Source organism: Alteromonas sp. CI.11.F.A3 (genome assembly GCF_032925565.1).
GTDB lineage: Bacteria > Pseudomonadota > Gammaproteobacteria > Enterobacterales > Alteromonadaceae > Alteromonas.
Genome location: NZ_CP136708.1, coordinates 3,518,655 through 3,539,250, shown reverse-complemented (window position 1 = coordinate 3,539,250; position 20,596 = coordinate 3,518,655). Strand labels below are relative to the sequence as shown.

Genomic DNA, 20,596 nt, shown 5'->3' with positions numbered 1-20,596 from the left:
TATGCAAGTCATGGTTGAGCTATCGTTATACCCATTAGTAGGTGAATATATTGAGCCTATTCAGCAATTTATTGATCGCTTGAATAGCTACGGTGATATTGGTGTATTGACTACTTCTACCAGCACGCAAGTATCCGGTGATTACGGACATGTGATGTCTATTCTTGGTAAGGAAATGCAGCGCACTCATGAAGAAGTTGGACAGGCTATTTTCGTGGCGAAGTTTCTAAACTACGATGCTATGCAGGCGAATAAGCAAGCCAGAAAAACTGAAGCATGAGTGCATTTTTCACTGAATTTTTGTCGCAGATAGCGGCCACATCAAAACTGGAATGGTTGGCTGTAGTGCTTGCCATTGCCTATGTGCTGCTTGCGGCAAAACAGAATAGCTGGTGTTGGCTTTGTGCCTTCGCCAGCACGGCTATCTATACCTGGCTGTTTTGGCAGGTGACGTTACCGTTTCAATCCATGCTGAATTTTTTCTATATGATAATGGCGGGCTACGGTTACTATCAATGGACGAAAGGTGGGGATGAAGGCACAGAAAAGCCAGTGCGTTCATGGCCGCTATGGATACATCTTACAATAGTCCCTGTGCTGTTGTGCTGTGCGTGGGGATTATCTAAATTAGTCACTTCCCAATTTAATAGTGATCATCTACTACTCGATGCGAGTATCCATCTTTTGAGTGTAATTACCACTTTTATGGTGGCGCATAAAGTTTTACAAAATTGGATTTACTGGTTCTTTATTAATTTGGCCTCCGCCTTTCTATACTTTCAAGTGGGGATGGCATTATCAGCATGCTTGTTCCTTGGGTATGTAGGATTCTCGATTTTTGGGTATCTACAATGGTTAGCGCAATGGAATAAGCAAGATGAAACCGGAAACTATCATTCCGCTTTTGAAAGAAGCACTTAATTTATCTGATTCAGCTACAGTGGAACGTCACCCCGCTGGCATAGTGAATCAGGTGTATCATCTTAAAGATGATAATCGTGGGTTTGCTGTCAAATGGGTGGGGGAAGATGCATTTAGCGGCATCGACAGATTCCATCAATTTGTATTGCAACAGCAACTTGCTGAGCGAGGCATTGCACCAAAGCCTATTTGGTTAAGCGATGATGAATTAATTTGGGTAGAGCAATGGGAGGAGGAAACTGATCCTCATCCCAGTATTCGTTCTCCCGAAGCGTTGGCATCAGTACTTGCCCGTGTCCACGCCCTGCCTATCACCGCTAGACCTCTCAATTTATTTTCTCGTTGGTTGCACTATATGCACTCCGCTGGATTGAAAGAAGGCGATGCGCTTTTCGACCGCGCTATCCAACTTCGGGCAAGTTTAGTGAAAAGTGAAGGTAGCACAGAAGACTATGTGCTGTGTCACAACGACCTACTTGCTCATCATGTGGTACGTGACTCAACGCCTTTCATTGTTGACTGGGAATACTCAGCCATGGGTAATCGCTATTTCGATGTGGCTGGGTGTGCAAAGATAAACGCAATGAGTGAAGCGCAAACACAGGCATTAGCCATCGCCTATGCAAAAGAAGTAGGTAAAGATGAAGATGAGGTCTTATCGCAAGTTCAACTTCACATGGAAATCGTTAACGTAACTAACGATTTATGGCTGGCTGCGCTTGAGGCAACCAAGCAAAACGCTGGCTAAAATACGCTTTTTGTTTGTTTTCACAGCGCTTTGTTTGTTTAATAAGCGGTAGTGCATAAGGTAGTAGAAAAATGCTTTACCTTTTATATGTCATCCGTATAATGCACAGCGCGCTAGGGGTGTAGTTCGAATTGGTAGAACAGCGGTCTCCAAAACCGATGGTTGGGGGTTCGAGTCCCTCCACCCCTGCCACTTTCCCTTCTTGTTTTCTAAATTCAATTTTTATCATTATTTATTCTTCTTAAGCTAAGTTAAACTCAGCAAGTTAGTCATTCTGTATCTGCCATTTTTATTCGCGTTGCCATTTTTAATCGCGTTGCTATACAATGTTAAGTAATTAAACGAGGTTGGATTTTTATGTCGCTTTCTACTTTTCAGCGTGCTGTGTTGCAAGAAATGGGGATCCCTGTCTGGGTGAACCAGTCATCGCTGCAAGTTGAAAACACGAACTCGGTTGCGACTGATGTTGAGAATAAGCCCTCTGCTAATGTTTCTTTTGCAACGACCAGCAATCATTCACCGGCCATGCCTTCTAATGAAGAAAAGCAAAGCCGGTTGGCACAACTTCGTGCTCAAGTATCATCAGATTCAACCAAAGCCTCTGGCCAAACAAAAGCTACCAGCCCGAACGCTAGTGATTCGTCGTCAGCGACACCGCGCTCGGTAGGTAGTAACGCAGATAGCGCTGCAAGCAAGAGTGCACCAAAAGCGAAGTCTGTTAATGCTTCGAGCCAATCATCCAGCCAATTATCGAATGTGTTGTCCAACCCTGCTTCGATAAATACACCTGCTATGGTTGAATTAACCCAAGCACAGCGCTTACAGGGCAAGCAGTGGCTGCAAGATTTAGATGTTGCGCTCGCTTATCTTCAATTACCCTTCACCAGTACTCAGGTGAAGCTAGGGCAAGACGTAGCAGTAACTAACGGTGGCATTGTTATACCGTCAGCGCCTCACTTACTGACGGCAGCGATGCAAAAGCAGCTGTGGAAAATGCTTTGTGCTTTGCCCAACAATGTAAAATCGCCAGAAGCACGTTAAATTCCCTCACTCGGTTGACCTATTTTGCATATCCAATTAGTTTCAGATACAAGTTGTCAAAGTGCTTTAGCGCAAGCCCACGGTATTCACGAAGCCTCCCAATTTAAACCTTGGTCTTTTGCAACGTTTGCTGATTGCACTACGGCTCCCTATTTCGGTGCCCTTGCTATAAAAGATGATCAAGTAGTGGGATACGCATTGGTACTTGAAGTGGTTGATGAAGCTACCTTGATGGATATTGCGGTAGATAAGCGTTGTCGCCAAGAAGGGATAGGGCGGGCTTTAGTGGAGTACGTAAAACAACACGCCCAGCACAACGAAATGACCTCAATGTGGTTAGAGGTTCGCGCCAGTAATATTGGGGCAATCAACCTTTACGAACATACCGGTTTTGAGCATATCGAAGTAAGAAAAAGCTATTATCAAACCGCTAACGGCAAAGAAGATGCTAAAATAATGAAAGCCTCGCTTTAAACCCAAGAAGCTAAACTAAACACGCAATCGCACAAGTTATACCTTCTCGATCTACCCGCGCACTATCAGTCTACTCCTGTTCTCTGAGACAATAACATTCAATGTTTACGTTGTTAAAAACTAACTAAAGAGGATAAATGCCAAAGGTTATCAATCGGGAGATTGTGCGATTTAAACGGTTTGCCATTAATCTTGTGACCTATCCTGAAGGTCATCGGGTAATGAGACATAACGACCCTGTAAGCGAAGGGAAATACTATAAGTTTAATGTGGTATTAAAGCAGCCAAAAGTAGGTGGGGTGTTTTGTGCCGACAAGGTTATTTTTAACTTATTTAACCGTGTTTATTTCTTTCGGCCTGATTTGTACAGTCATAGTGTTACGCCCATTCAACAAGGGCAACGCAAACTATTGTCTGTGGCAATATTATTACCTTAGTTTAACCTTTATTTCCCTTGTCCTTTATGCGCGATAAGGCGCCTAATTACGTCGTTAAGGTCTATATCCGGTTTCAGGTTATTCGCGTATATTGCGCGGCTAAGTGAAATGTCACTTACTGTCTTATTTTTTGTGAAATAGCGCATGCTTTTTCATTTTATAGGTATTGAATATGTCTTCTGCGTTGCCTCCTCCGTCAGTTCAAGCAAAAGGCATTAAAATGCTGTTTGTTTCAGTGTTGTGCTTAGGCTTAAGTTGGCCAGCAATGAAGCTAGGTTTAGATTCCGTAAGTGCGTATTGGATGGTGACACTTAGGTTATTATTTGCCTTGCCTGTTATCGCCTTGTTTGTGTTTATCACCAAAAAACGATTACCTACTTTTTCACGGCCCGATCGCGCGGTTATCTTTACGGTAGCCTTGGTGCAGTTCATTGGCTCTATGGGGTTAATCACGGTTTGCCTGCAGTACATTCCTGCCGGTACCGCGAGTATTTTAATTTACACCACACCACTGTGGATGCTGGTGATTGATACCGTGTGGTATCGACAGCGACCTGCAGCAAAACGTTTTTTACTGACGAGTATCTCTACAATTGGCGTTGGCTTAATATTATTCGCGTCGGGCCAGCCTGGTGCTTGGTTACCTTTGTTTGGCATGCTATTAGCTTCGGGATTGTGGGCCGTGTCGATAAGGCGTGTTTCATTTCACAAATGGCATGGTAGTGTTATTGATGCGGTGTTCTGGCAATTTGCATTGGCTGGAGTAGTAATGCTAGCAATTGCCTGTGCTATTGAGGGTGTCCCCAACTTTGCTGAATACGGGGCGCGAGGTTGGTTGTCACTATCTTACATTGGACCAATCGCTACTGGGTTGGGTTTTGGTCTTATGGTGTCTGCAGGGCCTAAGCTTCCGCCTGAGCGCATCGTACTTATTAGCACGCTTACGCCAATCATTGGTTACGTAAGCTCGGTACTGTTACTAGGTGAAACCTTGCTGCCCATGGTGATTGTTGGCGCCACTGTAATGCTTTGTGCACTTACCCTCAACGCGTTGCCAAAGTCGGCACTAAAGAAATTGATATCCAAGGTGCCTGGTCAAACCAAATAAACTGGGCCAATAAACAAGTCGCTACAGCTTGAGACGTGGCTGTATAAAATCTAAAAAAGCCGAGATACGTGACGACACTGCACTGTTTCGGTAGTACACCGCTTGCACGGGCTCTCGATTGTTTGGTGTAAGTAAGTGCTCGCCTAATACGCTGACAAGTTTACCGTTTTCTAAATCGTCTGCCACCATAAAGTGCGACAGTAGGGCAATGCCTTGATCTGCTAAACAAAGCTGCCTGATGGTTTCCCCGCTGGATGCTTTTAAATCGAAATTAAGTTTTACCTCTTCTGATAAAGGCCAGCGGTTCAAGCTAGCGCCACTGGAAAAGCCAATGAGTCGATGTTCGCCCAATGACGTTATAGACACATCAATATTAGAACTTGCTAAATAGGCTGGGCTCGCCACCAAATGAAGTGCACTTCGCCCCAAGGTTTTGGCATGCAAATTAGAATCGTTTAAGGCGCCAATCCGAATGGCAATATCAGTTTTGTGTTCAAGCAAATCAATAATATTATCGTGACTGGTGATATCGAGTTTTATCTCTGGATATGCCTCACGGAATCCACCTATTAATGGGGTTAACTGATGCAGCACAAAAGGGCTTGCAGCATCTACTCTTAATAACCCAGAAGGTTTTTGGTTTAGCAGCCGTAACGCTTCTTCGCCTTTTTCTAGTAAGTTCACACTGTCGCGGGCGTACTGTAGGTAGACTACACCTTCTTCGGTTAGCTCCAGTCGGCGGGTGGTACGGTTAAGTAGGGTAACATTAAGCACGCCTTCTAAACGCGCCACAGCGCGAGAAACTTTTGCTACCTGCTGGCCCAGCAATTCAGCGGCGCGAGAAAAGCTGCCTGCATCTACTACGACAACAAACGCTTCTATATCTTCGGTTTTAGCACTTACGCTCATTTAGCTTTTACTTTATCAATAATCACAAAGGTATTTTGTTATTATTGCTGTTTTTCGCAACGAAAACAATCTGCACAATGCACGCACTGAAACTTACTTTTTGAGGATAAAAATGCCCATTGCATTGTTTGCGTTAACCCTCAGTGCGTTTGCTATAGGCACCACTGAATTTGTTATTGTTGGTTTAGTTCCTACTATTGCTGCCGATTTAGGTGTTTCACTGCCTAGCGCGGGTTTACTGGTTAGCTTATACGCCCTTGGCGTGGCCATTGGTGCGCCGGTGTTAACTGCGTTAACCGGAAAATGGAATAGAAAACACGTGCTGTTAACGCTAATGGCACTGTTTGTCGGTGGCAACTTACTGGCATGGCAAGCCCCCAGTTATGAGAGCTTGATCATGGCACGCATTTTAACAGGGCTTGCCCATGGCGTGTTCTTCTCTATCGGTTCTACCATTGCCACAGGTTTGGTAAGTAAAGACAAAGAAGCCAGTGCTATTGCCATTATGTTTACTGGTTTAACCGTTGCACTGGTAACAGGCGTGCCATTAGGTACGTGGATTGGCCAAACCTTTGGCTGGCGAGCCACCTTTTTAGTGGTATCTGCATTAGGTTTTTTAGCATTAATTGGCAGCGCATTTTTAGTGCCGAACAATTTGAAGCAGGCGAAACCTGCCACACTAAAAGATCAAATTAAGGTGTTAGTGCAGCCCCGTTTATTGTTAGTGTATCTGATGACCATATTAGGCTACGGCGGCACTTTTACCGCATTCACCTATTTAGCCCCTATATTACAGCAAGAGAGCGGTTTTGCGCCTTCTGCGGTAAGCATTATCATGCTGGTTTACGGAGTGTCTGTGGCCATTGGTAATATTTATGGCGGTAAACTTGCCGATAAGAAAGGGCCCATAAAAGCGCTTACTATTATTTTTACTGCTCTCGCGCTCATACTATTTACCCTAACATTTACCATGAACACCCAAATAGGTGCTGTATTAACCGTATTGGTGTGGGGCGCATTTGCCTTTGGTAATGTACCTGGCTTGCAAGTATATGTGGTGAAATTAGCCGAGCGATACACCCCAAATGCGGTAGATGTGGCATCAGGGTTAAATATTGCTGCGTTCAATATTGGCATTGCACTGGGTTCAGTGTTAGGTGGTGCAATTGTTGAAGGCATGGAATTACGAGATACCGCCTGGGTGGGTGGCGTGATTTGTTTAGCAGCGCTGGTAGCAACTCGATTCAGTGGTTCCTTAGATGCGCGCACAGCTTAAGCTTGAGTTTGTTAAATCGTTAGCGTTTTAAAAGGTTAAATATTAAAAAGAACGGCGGCGCAACATAATAGCAAGGTGTTGAGCCGCCCGTTTTGCTATCAATAGATCATGAGATTAAAAAATTCTGAGTTTTAGAGAATATGAGGTTATGAAATCTTTTCTTTAGCTCTCTCATCACGGCAGTTATCTCTGCCTAAAAAAACACTTTCACCACAGCTTTAACAGCGCTCTTTTCAGCCCTATCACTAATCCCGCTACTATGTCTTTAATTGGCTCTCTTCTCGCCTCTTTTCGCCTCTTTTAGCAGCTCTTTTGCCAGCACTATTTTCATCTCTGAAATCACGAATTTATCCATCAGAGAATATTTAACGGTGAGTTAATAGAAAAACGTCAGCAGAGCGTGTTTTTAGCTGCCACAAATGTATAATAAGCGGCATTTTTATACTCCCTCAATGCTTTCCACTTTTTGGGTGCCAAATAAGGCTTTAAAGGGGAAGGCGTGATGCTTGGCGTCCCTTCGTTATCTTGTGTGCAAAAGCAGTTAGCAAAAGCACGTAGCACAAGTTAGTACGACTGTAAGAACGACACTAAGCAAAGCGAGTAAATACTCAAGACTGAAGTACCATTACGGGTACGAAACGGGACCGATTTTTCATGGCAAATGCCGATTTTCTAAACGAAATCAATAAGCGAAGAACGTTCGCTATTATCTCGCATCCAGATGCGGGTAAAACCACCATTACTGAAAAAGTACTGTTGTTCGGAAACGCCCTGCAAACCGCAGGTACGGTAAAAGGTAAAAAGTCTGGCCAACATGCGAAGTCAGATTGGATGGAGATGGAAAAAGAGCGTGGTATATCTGTAACTACCTCTGTAATGCAATTTCCTTACAACGACCATCTGGTTAACTTACTGGATACGCCCGGACACGAAGATTTCTCGGAAGATACCTACCGTACGCTTACCGCAGTAGATTCTTGCTTAATGGTTATCGATGCTGCGAAAGGGGTAGAGGATAGAACCCGTAAATTGATGGAAGTTACCCGTTTACGTGATACGCCTATCCTAACCTTTATGAATAAGCTCGACCGCGATATACGCGATCCACTAGAAGTAATGGACGAAGTTGAGAGCGAACTCGATATTCTTTGCGCGCCAATTACCTGGCCAATCGGTTGCGGGAAAAGCTTTAAAGGGGTTTATCACCTTTATCGTGACGAAACCATTTTGTACCAAAGTGGGCATGGGCACACCATCCAAGACGTTCGTATTTTAAAAGGGCTAGATAACCCTGAGCTTGAAGATGCCATTGGTAGCGACCTGGCTGAAACCTTGCGTGATGAGCTAGAACTTGTTCGCGGTGCATCAAACGACTTTGATAAAGAGCTCTTTTTAGACGGCCAGCTTACCCCAGTATTTTTTGGTACTGCATTGGGTAACTTTGGTGTCGACCATATGCTTGATGGCATGGTTGAATGGGCTCCCGCGCCACAAGGCCGTGAGACTGATGAAAGCCCAGTTGAATCAACAGATACCAAGTTCAGCGGTTTTGTATTCAAAATTCAGGCGAATATGGATCCTAAACACCGTGACCGTATCGCATTTTGCCGTATTGTATCGGGCAAGTATGAGAAGGGCATGAAAATGCGTCACTCACGACTTGGCAAAGATGTACGTATTTCCGATGCTTTAACCTTTTTAGCCGGCGATAGAGCCTTGCTAGAAGAGGCGTATGCAGGAGATATTATTGGCCTGCACAACCACGGGACCATTCGAATTGGTGATACTTTTACCTCAGGTGATAACTATCGCTTCAGTGGTATCCCTAACTTTGCACCAGAATTATTTAAACGTATTCGATTACGCGACCCGCTAAAACAGAAGCAATTGCTAAAAGGCCTTATCCAGCTTTCAGAAGAAGGTGCGGTTCAGGTATTTAGGCCGCTTGCCAATAATGACCTCATTGTAGGTGCGGTAGGTGTACTTCAGTTTGACGTGGTCGTCGCCCGTTTGAAGGCAGAATACAATGTTGATGCATTGTACGAGCACATTAACGTAAACACTGCCCGATGGGTGTACTGTAAAGACGAGAAAAAGCTGGATGAGTTCCGCCGCAAGGGTGAGCAAAACCTTGCACTAGATGGTGGCGATAACCTTACGTATATCGCCCCTACTAGAGTGAACTTACAGTTGTCGCAAGAACGTTACCCAGACATCGAATTTAAAAACACGCGCGAAAATTAAGATAAAGAATAACTATGAATATACATGCATTATTAATTAATCGATTTAGTGAAGCTTTAGAAACAATGGGTGTTGAAAACGCACCTATTCCTGTATCGCGCAGTGCTCGTCCTGAATTTGGTGAATATCAATTCAATGGCGCAATGGCGTTGGCGAAACAGCTTAGACAAAAGCCTCGCGATATTGCAGAAAAGATTGTTGAGATTGTAAAGCTTGATGATGTGGCCAGTAAATTAGAAGTGGCCGGCCCAGGTTTCATCAATGTTCATTTGAACAATGAGTGGTTGGCAAATCAGTGTGAATTGGCCCTAAACGATCCACGCATTGGGGTTGCAAAATCGCCAGTACAAACCGTAGTGGTAGATTACTCTTCACCAAACCTAGCGAAAGAAATGCACGTAGGGCATTTACGTACCACCATTATTGGTGACGCTGTGGTGAAAGTATTAGAGTTTTTAGGCCACAAGGTCATTCGCCAAAATCACATGGGTGATTGGGGTACGCAGTTTGGTATGTTGTTGGCGCATTTGTCAGACAAACTTGAACAAGAAGTGGCTGAAACGGCATTGTCTGACTTGGAAGATTTCTACCGTGAAGCAAAAGTACGTTTCGACGACGAAGAAGGCTTTGCCGATCGTGCACGTGAATACGTCGTTAAGCTTCAAGGCGGTGATGAAAAATGCCTAAGCTTATGGGAAAAGTTCATTGATGTGTCTATTGCACACTCTGAAGACGTTTATAAAAAACTAAACGTAAGCTTAACTCGCGAAGATATCATGGGTGAGTCGGCCTATAACCACGACTTAGCTAACGTAATTAGTGAGTTAAAAGCAAAAGAGATTGCGGTAGAAGACCAAGGCGCTCAAGTGGTTTTCATTCCTGAATTGGCCGATAAAGAAGGCAATCCAGCAGTCTATATTGTGCAAAAATCTGGTGGCGGTTATTTATATGCGACCACAGATTTAGCGGCTATGCGCTATCGCAGCGGCACGTTAAACGCCGATAGAACCCTAATTCTTACCGACGCTCGCCAAGCGCTACATTTCAAGCAAACCGAAATTGTGGGCCGTAAAGCAGGCTTTATGGAAACCACTCAAACCTACGAGCATTGCCCATTCGGTATGATGTTAGGCAGTGACGGAAAGCCATTTAAAACCCGTACTGGCGGTACGGTTAAATTGGTTGAGCTATTAGATGAAGCGGTAGAGCGTGCAGGTAAATTAATTGCCGAACGTGACAATGATTTATCTGAAGAAGAGTTAGCGGAAGTTGCCCGTAAAGTAGGTATTGGCGCAGTTAAGTATGCTGATTTAAGTAAAAACCGTACTACTGACTACATGTTTAACTGGGACACCATGTTGAGCTTTGAAGGTAATACCGCCCCGTATTTGCAATACGCTTACACGCGGGTTAAAAGCTTATTTAGAAAAGCCGGTGTTGCCATTGAAACTATGCCAGTAGATATCAATATTGTTGAAAAACAAGAACACGCATTGTCGGTACTGTTATTACAATTTGAAGAGGTGGTAGGCTTGGTATCACGTGATGCAACGCCTCACGTGTTGTGTACTTATTTGTACGAACTAGCTAGTGCCTTCATGAGCTTCTACGAGGCTTGTCCAATGCTAAAAGACGGTATTGAGCTGGAAGTACGAGACAGTCGTTTGGCCTTGTCAGCGCTTGTAGCGAGCACGTTAAGCCAAGGCTTAAATCTGCTTGGTATCGAAACATTGGAAAAAATGTAATGTAGATCGCGTAGGCGTTATCGGCATCTGATTCTAATACAAGTATTCAGTATGCGATGTCTATGTTGCTATTTTAAGAGGCTGACATTCGTGTCGGCCTTTTTTATGCCTCACTGTTGAGGAGCTGCGGGGCAGGGGATTTCCATTCGGTTTTAGTAGACCAATGTGCTATCCAATCAGGCATGTCTTTGGCGGGCATAGGCCTAGCAATACCGTATCCTTGTGCCAGCTCGCAGCCCAAATTTAACAACGATGTGCCATGGGCAATAGTTTCTACCCCTTCAGCAATAACACTGCGATTAAACGATTTAGCAAGCGCTATTACCCCTACTACAATGGTTCTGTCTTCTGGGTCGATTAACATATCACGCACAAAAGTTTGGTCTACCTTGATGACTTTTGCAGGTAATCGTCTTAAGTAAGTGAGCGAGGAATAACCCGTTCCAAAGTCATCAATGGCAAAAGTAACTCCTAGCTTTACGCAATCGTCCATAATTTCCGCGACTTTTTTAATATCACCTAGCTTACTGGTTTCTAAGACTTCTAACTGAAACGCTTCAGGGGGAACGTTAGGTACTTTGGACAACAAACGAGATAAGCGAATAGGAAAGTTTCTTTGCTGTATCTGCAACGCAGAAATATTCACACTAATGGGAATATGAACCCCTAATTGCTGCCAGCGATTATATTGCTGCAATGACTCTTCGATAACCCATTCACCAATATCTATACTGAGTTGGTGATTTTCAATAAAAGGTAAAAAGGCTGCAGGTGAAAGTATGCCTTTAACGGGATGTTCCCAGCGAATAAGGGCCTCTGCACCAATAATTTCTCCGGTGCGCATATTCACTTTTGGCTGGTAGTAAAGCACAAACTCTCTGTTATGAAGGGCTGTGGTTATGCTCTGGAGTATTTCATGGCGTGCTTTTATAGCGTCTTCAGACTCTATATCAAAAAGGTGATAGCAATTTTTGCCCTTCTGTTTTGCCACATACATCGCTTGGTCGGCGTGGCGGATAAGTTGATCAGCATCAGTGTCATCTGCAGGGTAAAGTGTCACGCCAATACTGGCAGATACTTTAAGTTGGTGCTCACCAATTTTTACCGGTTCAGATGCTACTCTCAGCATATTCTTAATAATGGCAGCAAAATCTTGTGGTTGTTTTAGGTTTGCTAATACCGCAACAAACTCGTCACCTCCAAAGCGTGAAATAGTATCACTCTCTCGCAATGTTCCTTTTAAACGATGAGCCAAGATCACAAGGAGTTCGTCGCCCACACTATGACCAAAGTTATCATTTATTTCTTTAAAACCATCTAAATCGAGCAGCGCCACTGCCACAAACCCTTTATCGGACTTACATTGAGACAGGGCTCTATCTAGTCGCTCGGCAAGCAACGAGCGGTTAGGCAAATTAGTTAACACATCATAATGTGCCATATGCTCTAATTTGTATTGCTGCTCTTTGGCTTCCGAAATGTCGCTAAATATAGCAATGTAATTTTTAACATTGCCTTCATCATCATTGACTGCGCTAACAGTTAATAGTTGGGCGTAAACCTCATGATTTTTACGTTTGTTCCAAATCTCTCCAGCCCAATAACCTTTGCTTATAATAGACGCCCATAGGTGACGGTAGAATTCAGGAGACTGCTTTCCCGACTTAAACATATTAGGTTTTTTGCCTAACACTTCGTTTCGCTTATAGCCTGTTATATCAACGAAGGTTTTGTTCACATCTATAATGTTTGCGCTGCTATCTGTGATGAATATGCCTTCTCTTGCGTGAGAAAATACACTTGCAGATAGTTTTAGTTTTTCTTCTAAATGTTTGTTCTTGGTTATGTCTTGAACTAACGAGGTTACGCTTATTACGTTACCTGCTAGGTCAAGAATAGGGGTGCTATACCATTCGCAGATTATAGGGAGGCGTAATTTAGTCACGTTTTTATTTATTTTTCGCTTTGGCGCCTTTTTCTTAATGAGCTGAGCGAATGCGTCGTTTATTTCACCTCGACGTTCTAAAGGTATAATGAGATCTGAAGCATGTTTGCCAATCGCTTCTTCTTTTTTATAGCCAAAAATATTTTCTGCCGATTTATTCCAATCGGTACAGATAAGCTGAGTATCCCAAGTAATGCACCCTAAGGGGGTATTTTCGATATGACTTGCTAAGGTATTCTTACTTTCTAGCAAAGAAGCCTGGCTATCGATAAGTCGCTTTTCTGCCTCTAGCCGTGTTTTTGCCATCGAGGTGAAGCGTTGCTGTAGCTTCACTAACTCAACGCTACCATGTAAAGGTGCATCGCATACGTCTTTGCCTTCAGCAAGGGCTTTAGTAGATTGAAGTAATGTGCGTATCGGCTTTAATACATTTCTTCGCACGCCCCATACTGAGACACCTACAAGTAGTACTACTATGGCGGTCAGTATTCCGGCCGTTTTAATCAATCGCTCATTAATGACTTCAAGTGTTTGTTTAAGAGGAATGCCCACCGTAATATTGATTTGCTGACCATCTTCAAATAAAGGGCGTTTTACATATACCCGTTGATAAGGGTCATTGGAAATAACGGCGCTATTATCAGATGCGGTATTCGAGTTATCTATTGCAGTGCTAGAGGTGCTTAATAGTGTTCCTAACAGGTTGTTGTTGGTTGGATATGCAGCAACAATCTTATTCTCGCTATCGGTGATGTAAGCAACGGTATTATTGGGTAAATGAGACTCTGAGAGCGCTTCACTCCACCATTCTAGTGAGATAACCGCTACCACTAACGCCACCACAGTTTCGTTTGTAGCATTCATTACCGGGTAAGCAAAATTCACACTAGTAAGATTAGTCGCTCGGTCTATTTGAAACTCACCGATGGAAAAATCTCGCGCGGCTAGCGCCTCTTGAATATAAGGACGGTCGGAGACATTTATTGGGGTATTGATGGGACGTGCATTACACAGTAGCTCGCCATCAGCCCTTGGGGCCCCTAAATTAATATAGTTACTATTTACCTTAAGTACGTTGGCAAGAAAAGCACTGCATGCTTCAGAGTTTGGCTTTTGAACCGCGTCGAAACTGGCAAGGTTTTGCAGAAAAACACGTGTTTTATCAATCAGTGTAGACTGGAATTTTGAGGTGGCCTTGGCGGTATTTACGGATTGGCTTATGGCAGCTTCTATAGCGTGTTCTCTTTCAACGTATGAGTCATAAAAAACGCCAACCCACCCTGGTAATGCAACCATAACGATGAGGAGAATTATTCTCGACTGCAGTGACTGAAAAAAGTACGCCATGTATTATTTTATAAATCCATTTAACGAAGATGACTACGAAAAATGTGAGATTTATCGTAGTGTATAACCGTATTAAGCCGTGCGTGAATTTTCGTGAAATTTAAAATGCACTAGCAATTCAGGTAAGTATAGTAACAATACTATAAAAGCGTTAATTATGATTAAGGTATTGCTTTATTTAAATATTATTACCTAACTTAGGGCATGTTTATTCATAGATTTGGGTTGCTGATTTGCGTCAGTGTTTAAATAGCCGGCTTATTGTTCGCATTTTTTTGCTCACATTCTTGCTCAATAGTGTAGTAGGGTGATTCGCTACAATGCATCGAGTTTGTATGGCATAAACATTTGAATAGTACTAACAAAGGAATTTAAATTATGACGAAGTTACTCGCTTTTTCTGGCAGCACACGGAACGGCTCATTTAACCAAGCAATACTCACGGTTGCTGCTGAAGGAGCACGGGAGTCGGGTGCCAAAGTGACTGTTGTAAATCTAGCCGACTACCCAATGCCTATCTTTAATGAAGATGAAGAGCGTGCATCTGGCGTTCCAGAAAATGCGAGAGCCTTCAAGCAACTGTTAACTGAGCATGATGGTTTCTTAATTGCTTCTCCAGAGTACAATTCGAGTTATCCTGCATTGCTTAAAAATGCCATAGATTGGGCCACTCGCATGGAAGAAGGTGATAAACCTATGCAGGCTTTCAGAGGTAAAACGGCAGGTATTATGGCTGCATCTGCCGGCGGTTTGGGTGGAATGAGAGTGCTAGTGGTTCTGCGTATGCTGTTGGCAAACATTGGTGTAACGGTGTTACCTGCACAACTTGCTGTGGCAAAAGTAAATACCTTGATGGACGACAGTGGGGTAGTTACCGATGAGAAAACCATCAAACAACTTAAAAATTTAGGTAAACAAACCGCTGAATTAACAATGAAGATGACAGCACAGGTTCTATAAAGTAGTGCTGAGGCGAGGAGGCGAGTCATCGTCGCCTCTACATTTTTATCAATCTAGTCTTTTGTAACCTAGCCCTTTGTAATCTAGTCTTGCTCCACTTCTTTAATAAACCACTTTATTACATTACCTATGGCAAAGTTTGCGTATTGATCTGAACAAATCTGATATCCCCGAGTTTCAGATTTTAATCGCGGCCCTAATTCAATAAGTTTACCTTCTTCAATAAAAGGGTTTATTAACCCTTCCCATCCTAAGCAGAGGCCGTGCCCGCCAATGGCGGCTTCAACAATAAGAGGGTAATTGTTATACCGAAAAGAAATAGGGCTTGTGGAAGGCTTAACGCTTAATGCTTGGGCCCACCGTTGCCAATTTAGCCAACGGGAATCATCTACGTCCTTGTGTAGTAGCGGGAGGTTTCTCAAATCACTGAGTAGTTGGCCGCTTTTTAAGTGGTATTTGGCTGCGAATTCAGGTGAGCAGACGGGGAAAACTATCTCAGGGATTAACATCGTTTCAAACTGATATTTACCAATCTTTGATGAAAAGTGAAATAATATATCTGCATGTGCAGTGGTAAGGTCACTTAAACTGTTGGTTGGTTGGATTTCGAAAAGATAATCAGGAAAAGCTTGTTGTAATCGCTGTAGCCTAGGCATTATCCAATGAAAGGCAAAACCAAAATAGGCGCTAATAGAAATTTTAGTTTTTGTTTCACGAAAATCTTCTCGTGCGTTATTGGTAGCACGCAGAATAGATGATGTAGAGCCTCTTAACTCGTTGTAATACTTAAGCCCTTCAACCGTAGGTGTAACGGGTTTCTTACTACGATCAATTAAGATACCACCTACCACATCTTCCAGTGCACGAATTCTTTGAGACACCAGCGGTTGTGTAATACCAAGATCTTCAGCTGCTAATGTCATAGAGCCATGTCGTACTGTAGCTTCAAAACACAATAAGCCGTTAAGTGTAGGTAGCTCAGATTCTTTCATCATTACTAATTTGCATGTTAGCTATAAGGCTTTGCTACTGTAATATAAACCACGATTACTTGATACTTCTCCTATTGATTTTTAAGGGAGATTCTCGTGCAGCAAATAGACTATATTATCAACGAAGCGAATGCTTCTGTGTCAGCGACTGTAAATGGACAACACTATCCTTTACCCGCGTTATGGCTTCGTGAGCGTTGCCAAGATTCAGAAAACCTTGATAAAACCACCAAGCAACGCTTTTTCGACCCACATCAGTTAGATGAAAATGTGTCGCTTATTAAGGTAGAAAAGAAGCACAATACGCTTGCTAACCTAACGTTCAGTGACGGGTATTCTGGTGAGTACGATTTGAATGAGTTCGCTGCCGACTTCGACGTTTGGGATGGCGCGCCTAACGATATTCCGTGGAAAAGCGATGTGGACAAATCGTTATTTCATATTGATTTAGCCACGTTGAAATCGGAAGCGGGGTTAATGAAAGGAATAGAAATATTCTTAACCTACGGGGCGCTAATTGTTGATAACGTGCCTACTGAATCAGACGCGGTATTAGAAGTAGCAAATTTATTTGGCCATGTGAGAGAAACTAACTTTGGTAAACACTTCGAGGTTTTCACCCGTCCAAACTCTAACGATCTTGCTTATCGTTCAGTGCCTTTAGGGCCGCATACCGATAACCCTTACCGAAACCCCATGCCGGGTATTCAACTTCTGCATTGTTTAGAAAACCAAACGACAGAAGGCTTGTCCACACTGGTTGATAGTTTGTCGGTGCTTGAGCAGTTGAAAAAGGAAGATCCCGAGGGTTTCGCATTGCTTTGCAAGGTACCTGTTCGTTACCGTTATTATGACAACGATGTTGATCTGATAGAAAGACGTACCATGATTGAATCTGACCCTAGCGGCAGAATTACGGGGATCGCTTATAGCCCGCGACTCGACTATTTGCCGCTATTACAAGATGAAGAAATGGTTATATTTCATCGTGCCCGTAAACGTCTGGGACAGTTGTTGTGTTCGCCTGAATATGAGTGGCGTTTCAGATTAGAGCCCGGTCAATTGCAGATGTTTCATAACACCCGTGTGTTACACGGGCGCACAGGGTTTGACCCTAGTGAAGGGCGTCGTCACCTGCAAGGCGCTTACATAGATATTGATGCACCAAAAGGCCGATACAATGCGCTTAAAAGAAGGCAAGGTTCTATGCATACCAACGATGCGGTTGAAACAACAAGTACTCACGGTGAGTTTGAAATAGCGAATACCAAGGCCACAGCAGAAACAGCAAAAATGAGAGGTTAAGTGATGGAAACTGTTCAATTTCGCCAGATGAAAGACGGAACAAAAGAAGAGTATTTGTTTCTTACCAAACATGAAGATGAATACGCGAAAGGCTTGCCCGATAGAATATTGGAAGCGCTGAAAAATTTAGAGAACACCTTATCAGGCTATCAGGTTTCACGACTTGGACACTCACTGCAATCAGCAACCCGCGCTGAAGCCGATGGCGCTGATGAGGAAATGATTGTAGCGGCACTTATTCATGATCTTGGTGATGACTTAGCGCCGCACAATCACTCGCAATACGCGGCATCGATTTTACGCCCCTATGTGCGACCTGAAGTGACTTGGATTATTAATCAGCATGGATTATTTCAAAACGTGTATTACGCCCATTTTTTAGGTGGCGATCCGAATGAACGAGAGTATTTAAAAGACCACCCTTGGTATCAAGCCTGTGTAGATTTTTGTGAAAAGTGGGATCAATCATCATTCGACCCTGACTACCCTACAAAACCACTTTCACACTTCGAGCCATTGGTTAGAAAGATATTTTCTAGAACGGCATTCGACCCCAAATATGTGGGTGAACAAACCATGGGTAAAAGTGCTGTTGATATCGCCATGTCTGGAACTAGTGAGTAAATGGCGTAAGCCACGTAAAGTTTAGGTAAAGGTATAAGAAGATCTATTCTTGTATTGGTCTATACCCCCATATAACTAAGTACACGGCATTGTCGCCATACTCTTAATTTGTTGGGAGTAATACTTTATGAATTTACTTACGAATTTACGCTTAATACCCATTGTATGCTCTATTACTTTACTAAGCGCATGTGCGGTGTCGCTACATGGTGGCGGTGCACGCGGTGGCTTTCACGGTGGAAATGCAGCATTAAGTATAGGTGCGGGCATTGCGGCGGGGGTTGCTGTTGCAGTGCTAGCATCCCCGCGATATGAGCCAGGACATAGAGTAAGGCACTTACCTAAAGACGCTGCCTTCATTCGTCACCATGGCATAGACTATCGATATAGAAATGGTGTTTATTATCGCAAAATAGGCAGCGATTTTACTGTAGTGTATCCGCCTGCAGGGGTCATCATTCATACCTTACCTGATCATCCCGACACCATTTTTGTCGATGGGCAAACCTACTATGTTGTGGAGGGGGTGTATTACAAACGAATGGATGGTGAGTATATCGTAGTGAAAGCCCCTGTCGAATGGTCGCGAGCAGACAGTGGTGAATATCAAGCAGGCAAGCACTACGATGCTCTTCCTGAAGGTGCGCTGCCAGTAAAAATACATGATACTCAGTACTTTTTATCTGGCGGTTTATATTTTCTGCCTCAATCTTCCCAAGGGCAAGTCACTTACCTTGCAGTGAAATTGAACTAGTCTCGTCAGTATACAAATTTTACATATTGCTATTTTATTCATAGACATGACAAACTGATAATCTGCGCATGTTTATGAATGGAACGCGAGTTCATGCTTCAAAAAATCATAATGTTTTCTTCCAGTATAGCTCTTTCGATATTGGCCATTTTATTGTGCTTTGGTGTACTTGATGCCCTATGGCTAGGCTGGATAGCCCGTGACTGGTATACCACCGAAATGGCGAGCTTATTGCGAGAAAGCTATATTACCTGGCCTTGGGTGGTGTTCTACTTAATGTATGGGTTTGTCGTCTTTGTATTAGCTGTAGTGGCGAACAGAGACAAACCACTTTATTACGCAGGTATTGATGGAGCACTGCTTGGGCTCGCCAGTTACGGTGCTTATAACCTAACTAACTACAGTATTGTTGAAGGTTTTACGCTGTTTATCACAGTGATTGATTGGGCGTGGGGCACCTTCTTAACCAGTGCAAGCGCAATGGCGGGCTGGGTGGGCTTTCAACATGTGCGAAATAGTGAAGATAATTAAACGCTAGGCCGATTTTTAGTCGGCTCTTTAAGCTGCCTTTTATTTCGTTAACCCCTATCAAATTTCGTCCAAATTCGGTACTATCCGCGGTCTTATTTTACAGTTGATAAGCGGACTATGTTTGAAGTAAACCCCGTTACCAATGCGATAAAAGATATCCGCGAGCGCACCGACGCGCTTAGGGGGTACCTTTGACTTTGATGCAAAGTCAGAGCGCTTAGAAGAAGTTAACCGAGAGCTCGAAAGCTCAGAGGTATGGAACGAGCCAGAACGCGCACAAGCGTTAGGCAAAGAAAAGGTGGCCTTAGAGCTGGTTGTAGAAACCATTCACAACCTTGAGCAGGGCACCGAAGACGTTGAAGGTTTGCTTGAACTCGCCGTTGAAGCAGAAGATGAAGAAACCTTCGATGAGGCCAACAATGAACTAGAAGGCCTACTTGAGCAACTTGAAAAGCTTGAGTTTCGCCGCATGTTCTCACAGCCTAACGATGCCAACGATTGTTATATTGATATTCAATCTGGCTCTGGCGGTACAGAAGCGCAAGACTGGGCGAATATGCTCCTTCGTATGTACCTTCGTTGGGGGGAGGCTCACGGCTTCAAAACCGAACTTATTGAAGTATCTGATGGCGACGTAGCGGGTATTAAGAGTGCTACCTTGCGTATTGCAGGTGAGTACGCTTTTGGTTGGTTACGTACCGAAACGGGCGTGCATCGCTTAGTGCGTAAGTCGCCATTTGACTCAGGCAACCGCCGTCATACGTCGTTTTCATCAGCGTTTGTTTACCCTGAAGTGGATGACGATATCGATATTGATATCGACCCTTCAGATTTACGTATTGATACTTACCGCGCTTCGGGCGCGGGTGGTCAGCACGTAAACAGAACCGATTCAGCGGTGCGTATTACCCACGAACCTACAGGTATTGTAGTGCAGTGTCAGAACGACCGCTCGCAACACAAAAACAAAGATCAGGCGATGAAGCAGCTGAAAGCTAAACTCTACGAGTACGAGCTTCAAAAGCAAAACGCTGAGAAACAAGCGATGGAAGACAGCAAGTCCGATATCGGGTGGGGAAGTCAAATTCGTTCATACGTGTTAGACGACTCTCGCATTAAAGATTTGCGTACTGGCGTGGAGACACGCAACACTCAGGCCGTGCTAGATGGTGGCCTGGATAAATTTATCGAAGCCAGCCTTAAATCAGGGCTGTAATCCGAACAACGAAAGTGAA

19 protein-coding genes and 1 tRNA gene are annotated in these 20,596 nt (G+C 43.6%); 17 read left to right on the top strand and 3 right to left on the bottom strand.

Annotated elements, in window-relative coordinates; all coding sequences use genetic code 11:
* The first annotated feature begins 1 nt into the window (after position 1).
* From R1T43_RS15275 to R1T43_RS15240, 8 genes are all read left to right on the top strand, one after another.
* Positions 2 to 280 carry a YkoF family thiamine/hydroxymethylpyrimidine-binding protein gene (locus R1T43_RS15275; protein ID WP_211071208.1) on the top strand — a complete coding sequence of 93 codons (279 nt, stop codon included), beginning with the start codon at positions 2 to 4 and terminating at the stop codon, positions 278 to 280.
* Entirely contained in the window at positions 277 to 921 is a 645-nt protein-coding gene (gene pnuC / locus R1T43_RS15270; RefSeq protein ID WP_317350264.1) for a nicotinamide riboside transporter PnuC, read from the top strand. The genes R1T43_RS15275 and pnuC overlap by 4 nt, the downstream gene beginning before the upstream one ends.
* Complete coding sequence (locus tag R1T43_RS15265; RefSeq protein ID WP_211071210.1) at positions 878 to 1,669, top strand: phosphotransferase; 792 nt, start codon at positions 878 to 880, stop codon at positions 1,667 to 1,669. The genes pnuC and R1T43_RS15265 overlap by 44 nt, the downstream gene beginning before the upstream one ends.
* Before the next feature lie 115 nt (positions 1,670 to 1,784).
* Positions 1,785 to 1,861, top strand: a tRNA-Trp gene (locus R1T43_RS15260).
* Between the two features lie 165 nt (positions 1,862 to 2,026).
* Positions 2,027 to 2,710 (top strand): hypothetical protein, encoded by a 684-nt coding sequence (locus R1T43_RS15255; RefSeq protein ID WP_317350263.1) that lies wholly within the window; start codon positions 2,027 to 2,029, stop codon positions 2,708 to 2,710.
* Positions 2,711 to 2,734: 24 nt separating this feature from the next.
* Positions 2,735 to 3,184 carry a ribosomal protein S18-alanine N-acetyltransferase gene (gene rimI / locus R1T43_RS15250; RefSeq protein WP_317350262.1) on the top strand — a complete coding sequence of 150 codons (450 nt, stop codon included), beginning with the start codon at positions 2,735 to 2,737 and terminating at the stop codon, positions 3,182 to 3,184.
* 137 nt (positions 3,185 to 3,321) lie between these two features.
* Positions 3,322 to 3,621, top strand: coding sequence for a 2OG-Fe(II) oxygenase (locus R1T43_RS15245; RefSeq protein WP_211071213.1), 300 nt, complete (start codon positions 3,322 to 3,324; stop codon positions 3,619 to 3,621).
* A gap of 172 nt (positions 3,622 to 3,793) precedes the next feature.
* Positions 3,794 to 4,729 (top strand): DMT family transporter, encoded by a 936-nt coding sequence (locus R1T43_RS15240; RefSeq protein WP_211071214.1) that lies wholly within the window; start codon positions 3,794 to 3,796, stop codon positions 4,727 to 4,729.
* Positions 4,730 to 4,750: 21 nt separating this feature from the next.
* Here R1T43_RS15240 and R1T43_RS15235 read toward each other — a convergent pair whose 3' ends face one another.
* Positions 4,751 to 5,638, bottom strand: a complete 888-nt coding sequence (locus R1T43_RS15235) for a LysR family transcriptional regulator (protein ID WP_317350261.1) — start codon at positions 5,636 to 5,638, stop codon at positions 4,751 to 4,753.
* A gap of 112 nt (positions 5,639 to 5,750) precedes the next feature.
* On the opposite strand from R1T43_RS15235, the gene R1T43_RS15230 reads away from it, so the two are divergent.
* The 3 genes from R1T43_RS15230 (at position 5,751) to argS (ending at position 10,903) form a co-directional block, all read left to right on the top strand.
* A complete protein-coding gene (locus R1T43_RS15230; RefSeq protein ID WP_317350260.1) occupies positions 5,751 to 6,914 on the top strand; it encodes an MFS transporter in 1,164 nt (387 codons plus the stop codon).
* 654 nt (positions 6,915 to 7,568) lie between these two features.
* Positions 7,569 to 9,158, top strand: a complete 1,590-nt coding sequence (gene prfC, locus R1T43_RS15225; RefSeq protein WP_159529530.1) for a peptide chain release factor 3 — start codon at positions 7,569 to 7,571, stop codon at positions 9,156 to 9,158.
* 14 nt (positions 9,159 to 9,172) lie between these two features.
* The gene (gene argS, locus R1T43_RS15220; protein ID WP_317350259.1) at positions 9,173 to 10,903 is read left to right on the top strand and encodes an arginine--tRNA ligase; all 1,731 of its coding nucleotides are present in this window, start codon (positions 9,173 to 9,175) and stop codon (positions 10,901 to 10,903) included.
* A gap of 103 nt (positions 10,904 to 11,006) precedes the next feature.
* Here the strand turns inward: argS and R1T43_RS15215 are convergent, their stop codons facing one another.
* On the bottom strand, positions 11,007 to 14,195 hold the full coding sequence (locus tag R1T43_RS15215; RefSeq protein ID WP_317350258.1) for an EAL domain-containing protein: 3,189 nt from the start codon (positions 14,193 to 14,195) through the stop codon (positions 11,007 to 11,009).
* A gap of 378 nt (positions 14,196 to 14,573) precedes the next feature.
* Here R1T43_RS15215 and R1T43_RS15210 point away from each other — a divergent pair, with 378 nt between their 5' ends.
* On the top strand, positions 14,574 to 15,155 hold the full coding sequence (locus R1T43_RS15210; protein WP_211071219.1) for an NADPH-dependent FMN reductase: 582 nt from the start codon (positions 14,574 to 14,576) through the stop codon (positions 15,153 to 15,155).
* Positions 15,156 to 15,238: 83 nt separating this feature from the next.
* On the opposite strand, the gene R1T43_RS15205 is transcribed toward R1T43_RS15210, so the two are convergent.
* Positions 15,239 to 16,150, bottom strand: coding sequence for a LysR family transcriptional regulator (locus R1T43_RS15205; protein WP_247670785.1), 912 nt, complete (start codon positions 16,148 to 16,150; stop codon positions 15,239 to 15,241).
* 93 nt (positions 16,151 to 16,243) lie between these two features.
* On the opposite strand from R1T43_RS15205, the gene R1T43_RS15200 reads away from it, so the two are divergent.
* From R1T43_RS15200 to prfB, 5 genes are all read left to right on the top strand, one after another.
* Positions 16,244 to 17,452: a TauD/TfdA family dioxygenase gene (locus tag R1T43_RS15200; protein ID WP_317350257.1), complete on the top strand. Its 1,209-nt coding sequence runs from the start codon at positions 16,244 to 16,246 to the stop codon at positions 17,450 to 17,452.
* A 3-nt stretch (positions 17,453 to 17,455) separates the two neighbouring features.
* A complete protein-coding gene (locus R1T43_RS15195) occupies positions 17,456 to 18,076 on the top strand; it encodes an HD domain-containing protein (RefSeq protein WP_317350256.1) in 621 nt (206 codons plus the stop codon).
* A gap of 127 nt (positions 18,077 to 18,203) precedes the next feature.
* A complete protein-coding gene (locus R1T43_RS15190; protein WP_317350255.1) occupies positions 18,204 to 18,830 on the top strand; it encodes a DUF6515 family protein in 627 nt (208 codons plus the stop codon).
* A gap of 93 nt (positions 18,831 to 18,923) precedes the next feature.
* Positions 18,924 to 19,361, top strand: coding sequence for a DUF2177 family protein (locus tag R1T43_RS15185; protein ID WP_317350254.1), 438 nt, complete (start codon positions 18,924 to 18,926; stop codon positions 19,359 to 19,361).
* Positions 19,362 to 19,478: 117 nt separating this feature from the next.
* Positions 19,479 to 20,577, top strand: a protein-coding gene (gene prfB, locus R1T43_RS15180; RefSeq protein WP_317350253.1) for a peptide chain release factor 2 whose coding sequence is annotated in 2 segments (ribosomal slippage) — positions 19,479 to 19,553 and positions 19,555 to 20,577 — 1,098 coding nt in all. Because the reading frame shifts where the segments join, the coding sequence is not laid out codon by codon here.
* The last annotated feature ends 19 nt before the right edge of the window (positions 20,578 to 20,596 follow it).